Annotated in this window: 12 protein-coding genes; 4 read left to right on the top strand and 8 right to left on the bottom strand. The window is 71.7% G+C overall.

The genetic code is table 11. The features are described 5' to 3' along the window. Positions 1 to 11: 11 nt before the first annotated feature. From HCK04_RS20180 to pgsA, 5 genes are all read right to left on the bottom strand, one after another. Entirely contained in the window at positions 12 to 1,016 is a 1,005-nt protein-coding gene (locus HCK04_RS20180) for a DUF3048 domain-containing protein (RefSeq protein ID WP_142648930.1), read from the bottom strand. 135 nt (positions 1,017 to 1,151) lie between these two features. Beyond that, the gene (locus HCK04_RS20175) at positions 1,152 to 1,691 is read right to left on the bottom strand and encodes a hypothetical protein (RefSeq protein WP_142648929.1); all 540 of its coding nucleotides are present in this window, start codon (positions 1,689 to 1,691) and stop codon (positions 1,152 to 1,154) included. Positions 1,692 to 1,731: 40 nt separating this feature from the next. Further along, complete coding sequence (locus tag HCK04_RS20170) at positions 1,732 to 2,865, bottom strand: glycosyltransferase family 4 protein (RefSeq protein WP_142648928.1); 1,134 nt, start codon at positions 2,863 to 2,865, stop codon at positions 1,732 to 1,734. Continuing rightward, positions 2,862 to 3,785, bottom strand: a complete 924-nt coding sequence (locus HCK04_RS20165; protein WP_260617343.1) for a phosphatidylinositol mannoside acyltransferase — start codon at positions 3,783 to 3,785, stop codon at positions 2,862 to 2,864. The genes HCK04_RS20170 and HCK04_RS20165 overlap by 4 nt, the downstream gene beginning before the upstream one ends. 47 nt (positions 3,786 to 3,832) lie before the next feature. Continuing rightward, complete coding sequence (pgsA, locus tag HCK04_RS20160; RefSeq protein ID WP_142648977.1) at positions 3,833 to 4,438, bottom strand: phosphatidylinositol phosphate synthase; 606 nt, start codon at positions 4,436 to 4,438, stop codon at positions 3,833 to 3,835. Positions 4,439 to 4,705: 267 nt separating this feature from the next. On the opposite strand from pgsA, the gene HCK04_RS20155 reads away from it, so the two are divergent. From HCK04_RS20155 to HCK04_RS20145, 3 genes are all read left to right on the top strand, one after another. Continuing rightward, the gene (locus tag HCK04_RS20155) at positions 4,706 to 6,835 is read left to right on the top strand and encodes an elongation factor G-like protein EF-G2 (RefSeq protein ID WP_142648926.1); all 2,130 of its coding nucleotides are present in this window, start codon (positions 4,706 to 4,708) and stop codon (positions 6,833 to 6,835) included. Positions 6,836 to 7,069: 234 nt separating this feature from the next. Then, a complete protein-coding gene (locus HCK04_RS20150) occupies positions 7,070 to 8,686 on the top strand; it encodes a family 10 glycosylhydrolase (RefSeq protein WP_142648925.1) in 1,617 nt (538 codons plus the stop codon). A 169-nt stretch (positions 8,687 to 8,855) separates the two neighbouring features. Continuing rightward, positions 8,856 to 11,090 carry a hypothetical protein gene (locus HCK04_RS20145; protein WP_142648924.1) on the top strand — a complete coding sequence of 745 codons (2,235 nt, stop codon included), beginning with the start codon at positions 8,856 to 8,858 and terminating at the stop codon, positions 11,088 to 11,090. A gap of 51 nt (positions 11,091 to 11,141) precedes the next feature. On the opposite strand, the gene HCK04_RS20140 is transcribed toward HCK04_RS20145, so the two are convergent. Beyond that, on the bottom strand, positions 11,142 to 11,693 hold the full coding sequence (locus tag HCK04_RS20140; protein WP_221889943.1) for an HIT domain-containing protein: 552 nt from the start codon (positions 11,691 to 11,693) through the stop codon (positions 11,142 to 11,144). Between the two features lie 287 nt (positions 11,694 to 11,980). On the opposite strand from HCK04_RS20140, the gene HCK04_RS20135 reads away from it, so the two are divergent. Beyond that, complete coding sequence (locus HCK04_RS20135; RefSeq protein ID WP_142648922.1) at positions 11,981 to 12,541, top strand: Asp23/Gls24 family envelope stress response protein; 561 nt, start codon at positions 11,981 to 11,983, stop codon at positions 12,539 to 12,541. Between the two features lie 157 nt (positions 12,542 to 12,698). On the opposite strand, the gene thrS is transcribed toward HCK04_RS20135, so the two are convergent. Together thrS and HCK04_RS20125 are read right to left on the bottom strand one after the other, a co-directional pair. Next, complete coding sequence (thrS, locus tag HCK04_RS20130; RefSeq protein WP_142648921.1) at positions 12,699 to 14,675, bottom strand: threonine--tRNA ligase; 1,977 nt, start codon at positions 14,673 to 14,675, stop codon at positions 12,699 to 12,701. A 184-nt stretch (positions 14,676 to 14,859) separates the two neighbouring features. After that, positions 14,860 to 17,160, bottom strand: coding sequence for a phosphoketolase family protein (locus tag HCK04_RS20125; RefSeq protein WP_142648920.1), 2,301 nt, complete (start codon positions 17,158 to 17,160; stop codon positions 14,860 to 14,862). Between the last annotated feature and the right edge of the window lie 15 nt (positions 17,161 to 17,175).

Genomic DNA, 17,175 nt, shown 5'->3' with positions numbered 1-17,175 from the left:
CTCTTTGTCCATCACGGCGCGACAGGCTTGCGCGAGGCGAGCACGACCCAGACCTGGCCGCGGGCGAACGGCATGGGCGTGCCGTCGGCCATGGTGTAGGTGGTGCCCTTCTTCTCCGAGGAGCGCGACCACTTGATCCGGAATGCCTGGCCGTCCCTGAGCACGACGCCGGTGCCCTTGCCCACCGTGTGCACGAGCGGGGTGTAGCTGCCGGTGAAGTCGTGGAACTCCGAGCGGTCGGTCTTCACCCACTGGATGACGATCGTGGGGGCGCCCTGCTGGCCGCCCTCGGCCGCCATGTCCTTCTCGCCGTCCTGCGTCACCAGCCACCGCTTCTGCGACGCCGACCACGTGAACGTGAAGCGGGCCGCGGGATAGCGGACGGTGACGCTCTTCTGCGGCGTGCCCCCGGCCGGCGGCTCGTCGGAGAAGACGAAGCCGATGTCGTGCGCCCTGGTCGCCTGCGGCGCCTTGGCGAGCAGCTTCCTGGGGCTGCCGACCAGGTTGTACGGCGCGACCCGGCCGGCCGCGCGGGTGTACGCCGCGGGGACCCGGCTGTCGGACACGTCGAACAGCGAGGCCTTCTGGACATAGGGGATCATCTTCGTCTGCACGCCGGAGTAGGCAAGGGCGGGCTTGCCGAACATCGGGAGGATGTGCAGGTCGGAGATGCGGGCGCTGCGGACCGGCCCCACCTGGGCGGGCAGCTTCGAGGAGAAGATCGCCATGAGCCGGGTGAGCCCGCCTTCGACCTGCTCGACGAAGACGATGTCGGCGCTGCGCAGGCCCATCTGCGGCTTGCCCGCGTGGGTGTTCTCGATCTTCACGGCGAGCACCGGCTTGCGCGCGGCGATGGGGCGGCCGGTGAACGGATGCTCGGGAGGCGGCGGAGGCGGAGTCGGCGACTCCACGACACTGGCCCCCTGGGACTGGGCGACGGGCTTGTCGCCCCCCGAGCACGCGGCTCCGGTCAGGACGACCGCCATGGCCAGCGTGAAGCCGATCCCTGCCCGCACCGTATCCGCTCCTCCCGATGGAAAGCCCTCGCCACCAGGCACGACGGACCTGGCCCACGCGGACCCGTTGACCAGCATGGCAATGAATCGGCATGAGCTTACCGGGATCAGCCCGAAATGCCCGACAAAAAGTGACTATCCACTAGCGAGCGATTCGGGCGGTTCGTCATCGATGTCGAAGAAGCGGGGCGGGTCGGTGTGCCCGGCCAGGTGCAGCGTGCGGGCCAGCCAGCGCCGCTGCGCCGCACGGGTGACGGCGGCGGCGTTGTTGTAGAACCGGCGCGAGTAGACGACCTTGGCGACCGCGGTGTCCAGTTCCTCCAGCAGCGCGGCCCCCGCGGGGTGCTCGGCCAGCTTCTCCCGGAACCGCTCCTGGTCGACCACCGCCCGCAGCGTCCTCGACAGGTCGCTCTCGGCGTGCTCGCGCTCGTCCGGCCCCGCCGTACGGGCCTCGTGGGCGGCCGCGGCGAGCACCAGCGAGGTGGCGGGGTCGAGGATGCGCGAACCGGCGAGCTCCAGGCAGACCGCGGCGCGGCGCAGCAGCGCGGCGTCGAGCGCGGCCTGGGCGGTCTCCAGGCGGATGTGGAGACGGTCGAGCCGCCCCGCCCGCCAGGAGACGTAGACGGCGAACAGCACGACGACCACGGCCGCCACGAGGATCAGGGTCGTGGTCACGCCGGCACCTCCCCGTATGCGACCTGACCGCCACGGATCGTCATGGCAGTGCGTCCTCGACCACGCCCGCGCTGGCGTGGGTGACCGTCTCGTAGACGCGCACGACCTCCCGCGCGACCGTCGACCAGTCGTACTTCCACACCGCCTGGCGGGCCTCGTCGGAGAGCTTGGCGCGGCGCTCGGGGTCGTCGAGCAGCCGGGCGGCCTCCCTGGCCAGGGCCGCGGGGTCCCCGGTCGTGAACAGCGCACCGGCCTGGCCGTCGTCCAGCACGCGCCGGAAGGCGGGGATGTCGCTGGCGAGGATCGGCGCCCCGGCCGACATCGCCTCGGTGAGCACGATGCCGAAGCTCTCCCCGCCCAGGTTGGGCGCGCAGAAGACGTCGACGGAGTGATAGGCGCGCACCTTGTCGGCCTCGCTGACCATGCCGAGCAGCCCGACCCTGTCGCGATACTCCCGCGGCACCCGCCCGAGCACGTCGTCGGGGTCGCCCGGGCCGGCGATCAGCAGGCGCAGCCTCGGCCGCTCCGGAGCCAGCAGGGCGAACGCCTCCAGCAGCACGGCCAGGCCCTTGCGCGGCTCGTCCATCCGTCCGAGGAAGCCGATCACGTCGCCGTCGGGACCCCAGCCGGGCAGCGGCTCGCCCTCGGCGTACCTGCGCACGGTGACGCCGTTGGGGATCAGCACCGCGTCACCGCCGAGGTGCTCCACCAGCGTCTTGCGGGCGGCCTCGGAGACCGCGATCCTGCCCGTGATCTTCTCCAGCGCGCTCTGCAGCATCGGCGCGGCCACCGACATGGCCCGCGACCGCTCGTACGAGGCGTGGAACGTCGCCACGATGGGGCCGCGAGCGACCCAGCAGGCGAGCACGCCGAGGGACGGCACGGCGGGCTCGTGCACGTGCAGCACGTCGAACCCGCCCTCCCTGATCCACTTGCGCACCCGGTTGGCCGACAGGAACCCGAACGCCAGGCGGGCGACCGACCCGTTGTACGGCACGGGCACGGCGCGGCCCGCCGGGGTCACGTACGACGGCAGGCCGGCGTCGTCGGCCGCGGGGGCGATGACCGACACCTTGTGCCCGTCCTCGATGAGCGCCTCGGCGAGGTCCCTGATGTGCGCCTGCACGCCCCCGGGGACCTCCCAGGTGTACGGGCAGACGATGCCGACGTTCACGACTGCGCCCCGCCCCGGGGCTCCAGGTCGTCGAGCCAGAGGCGCTGGAGCATGTGCCAGTCCTCCGGATGCTCGGCGATGCCCTTCTCGAACACCGCCGCCACGGCCTGGGTCATCACCCCGACCTTCTCCTCGCGCGTCCCCTCGGCCGGGACGGGGATCTCCTCGTGGATGCGGATGCCCCAGCCGTCCCCCTCGAACCACAGCACGGCGGCCAGCAGCGCGGCGCCCGTCTGGACCGCCAGCGCCGCGGGCCCGGCGGCCATGCGGGTCCTCGCGCCGAAGAAGTCGACCTCGACGCCGGAGGCGGTCAGGTCGCGCTCGGCGGGCAGGCAGACCGTCTTGCCCTCGCGCAGCCGCTTGGCGAGCGTGCCGAACGCCATCGCGCTGCCGCCGCCCTTGGCGGTCAGCGGCAGCACCTCCATGCCGAGCCGCTCGCGGTAGTCGACGAAGCGCTCGAACAGCGACTCGGGCTTCAGCCGCTCGGCGACCGTGGTGAAGCGGTGGCCCATGTGCACCAGCCAGGCCCCGGCGAGGTCGTAGTTGCCCATGTGGGGCAGTGCGACCACCACTCCCCTGCCCCGGGCGAGGTTGTCGAAGATGTGCTCGCCCCCGGTGGCCCGGGTGCCATCGAGGATGCGCTCGCGGGTGTAGGCGGCGAAGCGGAACGACTCCATCCAGTAGCGGAAGTAGGAGCGCATGCCCGCCCGGCTCAGCTCGCGTACGGCGCGGTCGCCGGCGTCGCCGCCGACGACGCGGGCCAGGTTGGACTCCAGGCGGCGCACGGACTTGCCGCGCCTGAGCCACAGCCAGTCGGCGAGCACCTGGAAGAACCACGCGGCCAGCCGTTCCGGCACGTATCGGACCACGGCCCAGCCGACGGAGTACGCCGCCGCGACCAGCCGGTCGGCGAGGGGCACCGCACCGGGTCGCGCGGACCGCCCGGGGGGTGGGCCGTCCGAGCCCTTCATCTGACCACCGCCTGTCTGTAGACGTGCACCATCCGCTGCACCACCGTGACGGCGCTGGCGGCGGCGAGCAGCCAGAGCCCGGCCGCCAGGACGTACGGCACGCCGAGGCCGGACAGCCCGGCCGCCACGAGCACGACCACGAGACGCTCCCCCCGTTCGGCGATGCCGACGTTCGCGGACATGCCGAGGCCCTCGGCCCTGGCCTTGGCGTAGGAGACCAATGCTCCCGCGACGAGGCAGAAGAGCGCGACGACCGCGAGGACGATCTCCTGCTCGTCCTTGAGGACGAAGTAGAGGATCAGTCCCGAGAAGATCGAGGCGTCGCCGAGACGGTCGAGCGTGGAGTCCAGGAAGGCGCCCCACGTGCTCCCCTTGCCCGTCATCCGGGCCAGCACGCCGTCCAGGAGGTCGGCGAGCACGAAGAACGTGATGACGAGCGTTCCCGCGAACAGATGCCCGAGCGGGTAGAAGACGAGAGCGGAGGCCACCACTCCGAGCGTGCCGATCGTGGTGATCACATCGGGCGAGATCCCCCAGCGGGCGAGGGCTCGCCCCAGAGGGGTCATGACTCGGGTGACGGCGGGGCGCAGGATGTTCAACATCGCCGTCCGATCGTAGGCCATCCAGCGCCGCCGCACCTCGCAAGCACATTCCGCCGAAAAGTCTTGTGATATGCGCCACATGGGTAAAGGGTGAAGAGCACGCGCCCGCGGGGCCGCGCGGAGACGACACGGAGGTGAACCGCCGTGCCGGCCGCCGCACGGTCCTGAGAGGGCGAGGCCCCCGGGCGCGGACAGCGACGGCAGAGCGGCCGGCGCGGGGTGCGTGCCACGTGCCCATCCCGACCGCTCAGAGATTCGGGAGGCGATGTGGCCGAAAGATCAACCGGCGCGACAACAGGGGCCGCGGGCAGGGCACCCGCGGCCGATCGGCCGGACATGGTGCGCAATGTCGTGCTGGTCGGCCATTCCGGGGCCGGGAAGACCACGCTGGTCGAGGCGCTGCTCGCGGAGACGGGCACCATCCAGCGCCCCGGCCGGGTCGAGGACGGCACCACGGTCAGCGACTTCGACGAGGTGGAGGTGCGCCAGCAGCGCTCCGTCAACCTGTCGGTCGCTCCCGTCGTCCACAACGGCATCAAAATCAACTTCTTGGACACCCCCGGGTACGCCGACTTCGTCGGCGACCTGCGGGCCGGCCTGCGCGCGGCCGACGCGGCGCTGTTCGTCGTCTCCGCCGCCGAGGGTGTGGACGGGCTCACGCGCATGCTCTGGGAGGAGTGCGCGCTCGTGGGGATGCCCCGCGCCGTGGTCATCACCAAGATCGACCACCAGCGCGCCAACTTCGACGAGGTGCTCGCCACCTGCCAGGACGTGTTCGGCGACGGGGTGGCGCCGCTCTACCTGCCGGTGAACGGCACCGGGCTGCTCGGCCTGCTGTCGCAGCGGCTGTTCGACTACACCGGCGGGCGCAGGACCGAGCGGGAGCCCGACGCCGGCCAGCTCGCGCTCATCGAGCAGTATCGCGGCGACCTCATCGAGGGGATCATCCAGGAGAGCGAGGACGAGTCCCTCATGGACCGTTACCTCTCCGGCGAGACGATCGACACCAAGGTGCTCATCGACGACCTGGAGAAGGCGGTCGCCCGGGCCGGCTTCTATCCGGTGCTCGCCACGGCGCCCGGCGTCGGCATGCTTGAGCTGCTGGAGATCGTCACGCAGGGCTTCCCCTCACCCCTGGAGCACCCGCTGCCCAAGATCACCTCGATCGACGGCAAGCCGTGCAGGGAGTGCACCGCCGACCCGGACGGCCCGCTCGTGGCCGAGGTCGTGAAGACCACGAGCGATCCGTACGTCGGGCGGATCAGCCTGGTCCGGGTCTTCTCGGGCACGCTGCGGCCGGACATGACGGTGCACGTGTCGGGTCACGGCCTGGCCGAACGGGGGCACGAGGACCACGACGTCGACGAGCGGGTGGGCGCCCTGTCGTCGCCGCTCGGCAAGATGCAACGGACCGTGGGCAAGTGCGTCGCCGGGGACATCTGCGCGGTCGCCAAGCTGTCGCACACCGAGACGGGCGACACGCTCTCGGACAAGGGCGACCCGCTGCTGGTCGAGGCGTGGACCATGCCGGAGCCGCTGCTGCCGGTCGCCATCAGGGCGAAGTCGAAGGCCGACGAGGACAAGCTCAGCCAGGCCCTGAGCCGCCTGGTGGCGGAGGACCCGACGCTGCGGCTGGAGAACAACGCCGAGACCCGCCAGCTCGTGCTGTGGTGCATGGGCGAGGCGCACTCCGACGTCCTGCTCGACCGCCTGGCCAAGCGGCACGGGGTCGAGGTCGAGAAGATCGACCTGCGGGTGCCGCTGCGGGAGACGTTCGCCGGAAAGGCGCAGGGCATGGGGCGCAACGTCAAGCAGACCGGCGGCCACGGACAGTACGCGATCTGCCACATAGAGGTCGAGCCGCTGCCGTCGGGCGGCGGGTTCGAGTTCGTCGACAAGATCGTGGGCGGCGTGGTGCCGAGGCAGTTCATCCCGTCGGTGGAGAAGGGCGTGCGGGCCCAGATGGAGCGCGGGGTCGTCGCCGGCTACCCGATGGTCGACGTCCGCGTGACGCTCTACGACGGCAAGGCCCACTCGGTCGACTCCTCCGACATGGCCTTCCAGATCGCCGGGCAGCTCGCGCTCAAGGACGCCGCGTCCAAGGTGGCGACGCACCTGCTCGAACCGGTGGACGAGGTGTCGGTGCTCGTGTCCGACGACTACGTCGGAGCCGTGATGTCCGATCTGTCCTCCCGGCGCGGCAGGGTGCTCGGCACCGAGCCGGTGGGCACGGGCCGCACGCTGGTGCGCGCCGAGGTGCCGCAGCTGGAGATCACGCGGTACGCGATCGACCTGCGCTCGCTGTCCCACGGGACGGGCACGTTCAGCCGCTCCTTCCTGCGGTACGAGCCGCTGCCCGCCCACCTCGCCGACAAGGTCGCCGCCGCGAGCGAGTAGCGGCCGGAACGGTTCGCGGACTCCGGCGGCCCGCCTCCCGCCCGCCGGGGTCCGCCCAGCTCAACGGCACTGTCTCCTCGGGCGGGGTTTCGCGTGCCCGGGGCCCGGGGAGCCCCACGAGGTGCCCCGCGTCACTTCCGCATCACAAATTCATTTCGTTTTTCTGGCTAAACCGCTCTTTTGCCGATGTAAGACTTATGGCCTGACTTACTGGCAAATCATGGGGGAAGCCACGTGACCGAGCGGAGACAGGTCGTCCGCCCGTTGATCGCGACCACCGTCATCGCCGCCGTCGCCGTCGGAGCCGCCTACACGTTCGGCCCCGGCGCTCAGGCCGAGCAGGTCGGCGCGGACAAGGCCGCCGCGAAGGCCGGAAGTACGGCGGCGCCGGCGAAGGCGGCACGGGAGCAGGTCGAGGCGCAGACGCTCACCGCGGCGGGCTCCTGCGCCACCAGCGTGAAATACCCCAAGCGCCAGCTTCGCGGCGTCTGGATCGCCACCGTGCACAATCTCGACTGGCCGTCGAAGCCGGGACTGCCGCCCGAGCGACAGAAGGCCGAATATCTGAAAATCCTCGACAACGCGGTCAAGCGGCGCCTGAACGCGGTGTTCTTCCAGGTGCGGCCCGCCTCGGACGCGGTCTACCGCTCGTCGCTCGAGCCGTGGTCGCAGTGGCTCACCGGCACGGCGGGCAGGGACCCGGGCTGGGACCCGCTGCCGTTCCTGGTGGACGAGGCCCACAAGCGCGGCCTGCAGTTCCACGCGTGGTTCAACCCCTACCGGGCGGCCGACTCGGCCACCTCGAAGCTGCCCGCCGGGCACCCGGCGCGCCTGCACCCGGACTGGACCGTCAAGCACGAGGGCAAGCTCTACTACAACCCCGGCCTGCCGCAGGTGCGCGACTGGGTGACCAAGGTCGTGACGGACGTCGTCACGCGCTACGACGTCGACGGCGTCCACTTCGACGACTACTTCTACCCCTACCCCGGCCAGGGGACGCGGTTCGCCGACCAGGCGGCGTACAAGAAGTACGGCAAGGGCCTGACGCTGGCCGACTGGCGGCGGCGCAACGTGAACCAGCTCGTCGCCCAGGTCTCGCAGGCGGTGCACGCGGCCAGGCCGTACGCGGTCTTCGGGATCAGCCCGTTCGGCATCTGGCGCAACAAGGCCGAGGACCCGGCGGGCTCGGCCACCAAGGGCATGTCGGCCTACGACTCGATCTACGCGGACGCCAGGGCGTGGATCAAGGCGGGCTCGGTCGACTACGTGATGCCCCAGCTCTACTGGCCCCGGGGCTTCGCCGCGGCCGACTACACCGTGCTCGCCAAGTGGTGGGCCGACGCGGTGAAGGGCACCGACGTGGACCTCTTCATCGGGCAGGCCCTCTATCGGGTGGGCACCGCCGACACCCCGGCCTGGACCAGGGCGGGCGAGCTGCCCGCTCATCTCACGCTGAACCGCAAATATCCCGAGATCTCGGGCGACGTCTACTTCAGTGCCGCGCAACTGGTGAAGAACCCGCTGGGCGTGCTCGACCGGATCGTGAAGAGCCACTACGCCCGCCCGGCGCTGCCGCCGGTGCTCCGCCAGGGGTCCGCGCCCGCCGCTCCGCGCGGGGTGAAGGCGGCCGGCGGGACGCTGACGTGGCAGGCCCAGCCGGGCGCCCAGTCGTACGGGATCTACCGGGTGACGGGCAAGGACGCCTCCTGCGCCACCGCGGACGCGCGCAACCTGGTGGCCGTCGTCCCGGCGTCCCAGGCCCCGTCGTACGCCGCCGGAGCCCCCGGCACCTACTACGTCACCGCCGTCGACCGCCTCGGCAACGAGAGCCCTGCCACCCGGGCGGCCTGACCTCGGCAGTGCCCCTTGGGGGCCTGCGGGAACGGGCCGGTCGCGGATTGCTGCGCGGCCGTCAGCGGGTCCGGTAGCGTGGTCGCGAGATTTTTCAAGATCACGTACGGGGACTGCGCGTACAGGATTGCGCGACTGGGCTGCGCGTACGAAGACATGGGGGTCGCCGGTGAGTGACACGTGGGTGAGGCGCGCGCTCGTCGCCGTCGTGTTCGGCGTGTCGGTGCTGGCCGCCGCTCCCGCCGCGGCCTCCGGGCTCGCGTCCGGGGCGGCGACCACGGCCGGTGTACGGGCGGCCGAACGGGTGGCCGAACGGGTGGCCGAACGGGTCCCGACGGCGGCCGGTGAACGCGTCGTGCTCGTCGGCATCCCCGGCCTGATGTGGAGCGACGTGACCCCGGCCGGCACCCCGAACCTCTGGCGGCTCGCCGGCGAGTCCGCCCTCGGGTCCCTGTCGGTGCGGGCCGTACGCAAGGACACCTGCCCGTACGACGCCTGGCTCACGGTCTCGGCCGGGGTGCGGTCGGCGGTGGGGGGAGCGTGCGGCATGGCCCCCACTCCCAAGGCCGACGGCGAGGGCGCGGTCGTCCCCGAGTTCTCCTGGCTGTGGGAGGTGCGCGAGCAGGACGCCGCGGGCACGCTGGGGCAGGCCCTGCACGCGGCCGGGCGGACGACGATGGCCGTCGGCCCGGGAGCGGCGCTCGCGCTCGCCGACCGCGAGGGCCGGGTGGACCTCTACGCCCCCTCCCCCGCCGAGGTCACGCAGTGGTCGCGCGGCGACGTGGTCGCCGTGGAGATCCCCGACCTCATCTCCCCGTACGTCTCCGGCGACCGGATGAGCGAGGTGCCCGAGAGCCTGTCCGACGACGCGCGCCGGGCCGCGGCCCGGGCGGCCGACGCGAAGCTCGGGTCGTTCCTGCCGCAGCTCGGACCGGCGACGGTGCTGGTCGCCGGGCTCTCCGACCACGGCTCGGTCCCCCACCTCAGGACCGCCATGCTGCGCGGCCCGGACAGCGGCACCTCCAGCGGCACCTCCAGCCGCGCTTCCAGCGGCGCCGCGTGGGCGCTCGGCGCCCGGTCCACCCATCGGGACGACATGGTCATCGTCCCGGATCTCACCGCCACGATCCTGGCCAGGACCGGGGTGGCCGCTCCTCCCGTCGTCGTCGGCGTGCCGGTCGAGACCCATGCGGCGGACGGGACCCTGGACGAGCGCGTCGAGGCCCTGCGCGCCGCCGACGTCGCGGGGCAGACGATCCGCGACGCGACCGGCGTCTTCTTCACCTCGCTCGCCATGCTCCAGGTGGTCTTCTACGTCACCGCGTTCCTGCTGCTGCGCCGCCGCGACGGGCTGCCCGCCGTACGGGCCGCCGCCGTGGCGCTCGCCTCGATTCCCGTCTCGACCTACCTGGTCAACCTCACCCCGTGGGCCCGTACGGCACAGCCCGCGGTCACGCTCTTCGCCTCGATCGCGGCGATCGCCGCGGCGCTGACCGTGGTGGCCCTCGCCGGACCGTGGCGGCGGGGCGTGCTCGGCCCGCTGACCGTGATCGCGGCGGCGACCGCGGCCGTGCTGCTCGGCGACCTGCTGACCGGCACGCCCCTGCAGCTCAACAGCCTGATGGGCTACACCGGCGTGGTCGGGGCCCGCTACTACGGCCTGGGCAACATCCCCTTCGCGCTGCTCGCCACGGCAGTGCTGCTCGTCACCACGGCCGCCGCCGACCGGCTGGTCCGAGTGGGCCGCAAGGCCCTCGCGGTGGCCCTGGTCACGGCCCTCGGGGCGTTCGCCATGCTGCTCGACGGCTGGCCCGGGGTGGGCAGCGACTTCGGCGGCGTCATCGCCTTCGTCCCGGGCATCGCGGTCACCGCGCTGATCGTGGCGGGCAAGCGGGTGTCGATCGTCAAGCTGGGCGCCTTCTGCGCCGGAGGCGGCGCCCTGGTGATGGCCATCGCCTACCTCGACTACCTGCGGCCCCCGGCCAGCCAGACGCACCTGGGCCGCTTCGTGGGACAGGTGGCCGACGGCACGTTCCTGCCGGTGATCTCCCGCAAGCTCGGCGCGATGCTCTCCACGCTGCTCAGCCCGAACCTGATGCCCGTGGTGCTCGCCGCGTTCGCGTTCCTCGTCTTCGCGCTGCTGCGGCCGGGGGCGGCGAGCGCCGGCGTGCTGCCGATCGCGTTCGAACGGGCGCCCATGCTCAAGGCGGGCCTGCTCGGCGCGCTCGTGAGCGGCCTGGTCGGCATGCTCGTCAACGACTCGGGGGCCGCGGTGCTGTCCATGGCGCTGGCCCTGGCCGTGCCGCTCGTGCTCAGCGCCGGCATCCGCGCCCTGCAGCACGGCGAGCCCGTCCCGGCCGCCGCCGGATCACCGGGCACGCCGCCGAGCCCCGCGACGGCCTGACGCCGTCCGGGCCCTGGCTCCCGGCCGGTTCCGGCCGGTGCCGGGGAGTCGTCAGGAGGCGGCGGGCCAGGCCTCCGCGAGCAGGTCGCGCGTGTCGCGCAGCAGCTGCGGCAGCACCTTGGTGCGTCCCACCACCGGCATGAAGTTGGTGTCGCCGCCCCACCTCGGCACGACGTGCTGATGGAGGTGGGCGGCGATGCCCGCGCCCGCCACACTGCCCAGGTTCATGCCGACGTTGAAGCCCTGCGCCCCGCTCGCCTTGCGCAGCGCCTGCGTCGCGCGCTTGGTGAACTCGGCCAGCTCCGCCGTCTCGGGCCCGTCGAGGTCGGCGTAGTCGGACACGTGCCGGTAGGGGCAGACCATCAGGTGCCCCGAGTTGTACGGATAGAGGTTGAGCACGGCGAACACGGCCGAGCCCCGGGCCACGATCAGGCCGTCCTCGTCGGAGAGCTTGGGAATCTCACAGAACGGGCAGCCGTCATCCGCGCCGGAGCCGCTGGGCTTGTTCTCGCCCTTGATGTAGGCCATCCGGTGCGGGGTCCACAGGCGCTGGAAGCTGTCGGGAATCCCGGCGCCCGCCTGCTCGATCGGCTCTGAGTCCACGTCCGCGATCTCCTCCGCTCCCGTTGTCCCCGGTGCTGCTGTTGTTCACGGCGCCGCCGTTGTTCACGGCGCCGCCGCCTCCGCGCCGGCGGCACGTGCACCGGCACCGATCTGCACGGTGCTGTGCGCGAAAAACGACACCGGCAGCAGCATATGACCTCGCGGATCTCCTCTCACCGGCCGGGTTGCGCCAGGGCCGCGACCGATATCCGCGGAGGCCGGACGACCTGCTCGATCATGGGGCAGAATGCACCTGCCGGACGCCCAGACCCCCGAGGAGCCGTCACATGAGCGAGGCCGCAGTCGTCGAGGAGCGAGTGGAAGAGCCGACCGGCGCGTACGCCGGGGAGAGCCTCGGCGACCCGGCCGACGTGCCGGCGGAAGCGGCGGCCGATCGGGCGGAGCCGAGGCCGGAGCCTGAGCCGTCCGCGCCGACGCCGAGGCCCGAGGCGCCGACCGCCAACGTGCTCAAGGGCCGGATCAAGGTCGCCGACGAGGTCGTGGAGAAGGTCGCCGCGCTGGCCGCCCTGGAGATCCCCGGCGTCGCCGACCTGGGCGGCGACCTCGAACGCGCCTTTGAATCCGTACGCGACCGCATCGGCGTGGGCTCCAAGCGGGCGACGCAGGGCGTGGCAGCCAAGATCCAGGATCAGCAGGTCTCCATCGACGTGACCATCGTCATCGTGTACGGCCACGTGGTGATGGACGTCGCCACCGAGGTCAAGGTCAACGTCGCCCGCTCGGTGAGCCGGATGCTCGGCATGCACGTGGTCGAGGTCAACGTGACCGTCGACGACGTCCGTCTCCCTGGTGAGGACTCCCCCGCCGAGGCCGCCCAGGCGTCCTGAGCCGGCCGCCCCTGAGACGCCCCGGGCCATGACCGCCCCCGGCCCCGGGGACGCCTCTGGCGCGCGCCGGGAGACCCCTTGGCCGTACTGGCCGTCCCTGCCGGCAACGCGAACGCGGGAGCCCCGGGTGGGGCCCCCGCGTTCTCCGTGTGAGCGGTCAGACCTGGACGCGGCGGCGGACGGCGTCCACGATCTCCTCGATCGCCTGGTCGATCGGCACGGCGTTCTTCTGCTCGCCGCTGCGGTAGCGGAACGAGACCGCGCCCGCGGCGATGTCGTCGTCGCCCGCGAGGAGCATGTAGGGCACCTTCGCCTTCTGGGCGTTGCGGATCTTCTTCTGCATGCGGTCGTCGCTCTCGTCGACCTCGACCCGGATGCCGTGCTCACGCAGCCGCTTGGCGACGTCCTGCAGGTAGGGCACGTGGGCGTCGGCGATCGGGATGCCGACGACCTGCACCGGGGCGAGCCACGCGGGGAACGCGCCCGCGTAGTGCTCGACCAGCACGCCGAAGAAACGCTCGATCGAGCCGAACAGCGCCCGGTGGATCATGACGGGCCGCTGCCGGGTGCCGTCGGGGGCCTGGTATTCCAGCCCGAAGCGCTCCGGCAGGTTGAAGTCGAGCTGGATGGTCGACATCTGCCACGACCGGCCGATCGCGTCCCGGGCCTGCACCGAGATCTTGGGGCCGTAGAAGGCCGCGCCGCCCGGGTCGAGGACCAGCTCCAGCTTCTCGGACTCGGCCACCTCCCGCAGGGTCTGGGTGGCCTCCTCCCAGGTCTCGTCGGAGCCGACGAACTTCTCCGGGTCCTTGGTGGACAGCTCCAGGTAGAAGTCCTCCAGGCCGTAGTCGCGCAGCAGGTCGAGCACGAAGCGCAGCAGCGAGGTGAGCTCATCGCGCATCTGCTCGCGGGTGCAGTAGATGTGCGCGTCGTCCTGGGTCAGGCCGCGTACGCGGGTGAGGCCGTGCACGACGCCCGACTTCTCGTAGCGGTAGACCGTGCCGAACTCGAACAGCCGCAGCGGCAGCTCACGGTAGGACCGCCCGCGCGCCCTGAAGATCAGGTTGTGCATCGGGCAGTTCATCGGCTTGAGGTAGTAGCGCGCGCCCTCCAGCTCCATGGGAGGGAACATGCCGTCGGCGTACCAGTCGAGGTGGCCGGAGATCTTGTACAGGTTGTCCTTCGTGATGTGCGGGGTGTTGACGAAGGAGTAGCCCGCCTCCTCGTGCCGGCGGCGGGAGTAGTCCTCCATCACCCGGCGGATCACGCCGCCCTTGGGGTGGAACACCGGCAGGCCGGAGCCCAGCTCGTCGGGGAACGAGAACAGGTCGAGCTCGGCGCCCAGCTTGCGGTGGTCGCGCTTCTCGGCCTCCTCCAGGAGGTGGAGGTATTCGTCCTGCTTCTCCCGCGACTCCCAGGCGGTGCCGTAGATGCGCTGGAGCTGCGGGTTCTTCTCGCTGCCCCGCCAGTAGGCGCCGCCGGACCGCATGAGCTTGAAGGCCGGGATGACCCGGGTGCTGGGCAGGTGGGGCCCGCGGCACAGGTCCTTCCAGCACAGCTCGCCCGTCTTGGGGTCGAGGTTGTCGTAGATGGTGAGCTGGCCGCCGCCGACCTCGACGTTCGCGCCCTCGGTGGACTCGGCCGCGCCGCCCTTGAGCCCGATCAGCTCCAGCTTGTACGGCTCGGCGGCGAGCTCCTCGCGGGCCTCGTCGTCGCCCACCGGGCGGCGGCGGAAGGTCTGCCCCTGCTTGACGATCTCGCGCATGCGCTTCTCGATGCGCTTGAGGTCGTCGGGGGTGAACGGCTCCCGGACGTCGAAGTCGTAGTAGAAGCCGTTCTCGACCGGCGGGCCGATGCCGAGCTTCGCCTCGGGGAAGATCTCCTGGACGGCCTGGGCCATGACGTGCGCGGTGGAGTGGCGCAGGATGGCGCGGCCGTCGGGGCTGTCGATCGCGACCGGCTCGACCGCGTCGCCCTCGGCGACCTCGGTGGCCAGGTCGCGCAGCTCGCCGTTGATCCGGGCGGCGATCACCGACCTGCCGTCGGCGCCGAGCGCCTCCCCGGCCGTCGTACCCGCCGCCACCACGCGCTCGGCTCCGGCGAGGGTGATGCGTATCTCAAGGGCGGCGGACACGGTGGCTCCTTAGGACAGGTTCGGCGCATGGATCTCGGGGGCCGCGCGCACGCGAGGCGACGGCTCCGGTCGCATCCGATGCTACCGGTGACGCCGCCCAATAATGGCGCGCATCCGCCGCCCCCGCGTGATCTTCCGTGCCGGGCCGGCGGCCGGAGACGGGTCGTCCCTCCGTGAACACGATCTAACAGGGCCAGGTCCAGTCGCGGATCTCGGCGGGGTCCTCGCCGAACTCGCGGGTGTGGGCGCGGGCGCGCAGGCGGGCGTCGGCCATGCGCTGGCGCAGGTGGGCCGCACGGCTGCCCAGGCCGGGCACCCGGTCGATCACGTCCATCACCAGATGGAAGCGGTCGATGTCGTTGAGCATCGCCATGTCGAACGGCGTGGTCGTGGTGCCCTCCTCCTTGTAGCCGCGCACGTGCAGGTTGTCGTGCCCCGTACGGCGGTAGGTCAGGCGGTGGATCAGCCACGGATAGCCGTGGAAGTCGAAGATGATCGGCTTGTCCGTGGTGAACAGCGCGTCGAACTCGGCGTCGGGCAGGCCGTGCGGGTGCTCGGAGGCGGGCTGCAGCCGCATGAGGTCGACCACGTTGACCACGCGGATCCGCAGCTCGGGCAGGTGCTCGCGGAGCAGCGCGGCGGCGGCGAGGGTCTCCAGCGTGGGCACGTCGCCGGCGCAGGCGAGCACGACGTCGGGGTCGGTGCCCTCGTCGGTGGACGCCCAGGGCAGGATGCCCAGCCCGCGGGTGCAGTGGACGACGGCCTCGTCCATGCTCATCAGGTCGAGCACGGGCTGCTTGCCGGCGACGACGACGTTGACGTAGTCGCGCGAGCGCAGGCAGTGGTCGGCGACCGACAGCAGGGTGTTGGCGTCCGGCGGCAGGTAGACGCGGACGACCTCGGCCTTCTTGTTGGCGACGACGTCGAGGAAGCCGGGGTCCTGGTGGCTGAAGCCGTTGTGGTCCTGGCGCCAGACGTGCGACGACAGCAGGTAGTTGAGCGAGGCGACCGGCCGGCGCCAGGGGATCTTGCGGGAGGACTCCAGCCACTTGGCGTGCTGGTTGAACATCGCGTCCACGATGTGGATGAACGCCTCGTAGCAGTTGAACAGCCCGTGCCGGCCGGTGAGCAGGTAGCCCTCCAGCCAGCCCTGGCACTGGTGCTCGCTGAGCACCTCCATGACCCTGCCGCCCGGGCCGAGGTTCTCGTCGGTCGGCAGCAGTGCGGCCTCCCACTCCTTGCCCGTCGCCTCGTAGACGGCGGACAGGCGGTTGGAGGCGGTCTCGTCGGGGCCGAGCAGCCGGAAGTTCTCCGGGTTGGCCGCGATGACGTCGCGCAGGAACGTCCCGAGGACGCGGGTCGGCTCGCTGGAGGCCGCCGCCGGGGCCTTGACCTCGACCGCGTAGTCGCGGAAGTCGGGCAGCACGAGCGGGCGCAGCAGCTCACCGCCGTTGGCGTGCGGGCTGGCGCTCATCCGCAGCGGCCCGTCCGGCACCGTCCGCGTGATCGCCTCGACCGGCCGCCCGGCGGCGTCGAACAGCTCCTCCGGCCGGTAGGAGCGCATCCACTCCTCCAGCATCGCCAGGTGCGCCGGGTTGTCGCGCACACCGGCGAGCGGCACCTGGTGGGCCCGCCAGGTGCCCTCGACCGGGAGCCCGTCGACCTCGCGTGGCCCGGTCCAGCCCTTCGGCGTACGCAGGATGATCATCGGCAGCGGGCCGCGGTCGGCCAGCTCGTCGAAGACGGTGTCGAGGGTCGCGGCCATGAGCCCGTGCATCTCGGCCGGTTCATGCCCGGAGACGATGTGGGGGCGGTAGCCGTACCCCTCGAAGAGCTTGACCAGCTCGTCCTCGGGGATCCTGGCCAGCACGGTGGGGTTGGCGATCTTGTAGCCGTTCAGGTGGAGGATCGGCAGGACCACCCCGTCGGTGTCCCGGTTGAGGAACTTGTTGGAGTGCCAGCCGGTGGCGAGCGGGCCGGTCTCGGCCTCGCCGTCGCCGACGATGCAGGCCACCGCCAGGCCGGGGTTGTCGAAGGCCGCGCCGTACGCGTGGGAGAGGGCGTAGCCGAGCTCGCCGCCCTCGTGGATGGAGCCCGGAGTCTCGGGGGCGACGTGGCTGGGAATGCCACCGGGGAAGGAGAACTGGCGGAAGAGCCTGCGCATGCCCTCGGCGTCCTGGGTGATGTGGGGGTAGCGCTCGGTGTAGGTGCCTTCGAGCCACGCGTGGGCGACCGCCGCCGGTCCGCCGTGACCGGGGCCGGCGATGTAGATCATGTCCTGGCCGCGCTCCCGGATGATCCGGTTGAGGTGGGCGAAGCAGAAGTTGAGCCCGGGCGTGGTGCCCCAGTGGCCGAGGAGCCGCGGTTTGATGTGCTCGGGACTGAGCGGCTCGGTCAGCAGCGGGTTGTCCATCAGGTAGATCTGGCCGACGGACAGATAGTTCGCGGCCCGCCAGTAGGCGTCGATGTTCCCGTATGCGTCCATGCCCCTGACACTTTC

This window comes from Microbispora sp. CL1-1 (genome assembly GCF_012034195.1).
Classification (GTDB): Bacteria; Actinomycetota; Actinomycetes; order Streptosporangiales; family Streptosporangiaceae; genus Microbispora.
This window is presented reverse-complemented; position numbering and strand designations above follow the sequence as displayed.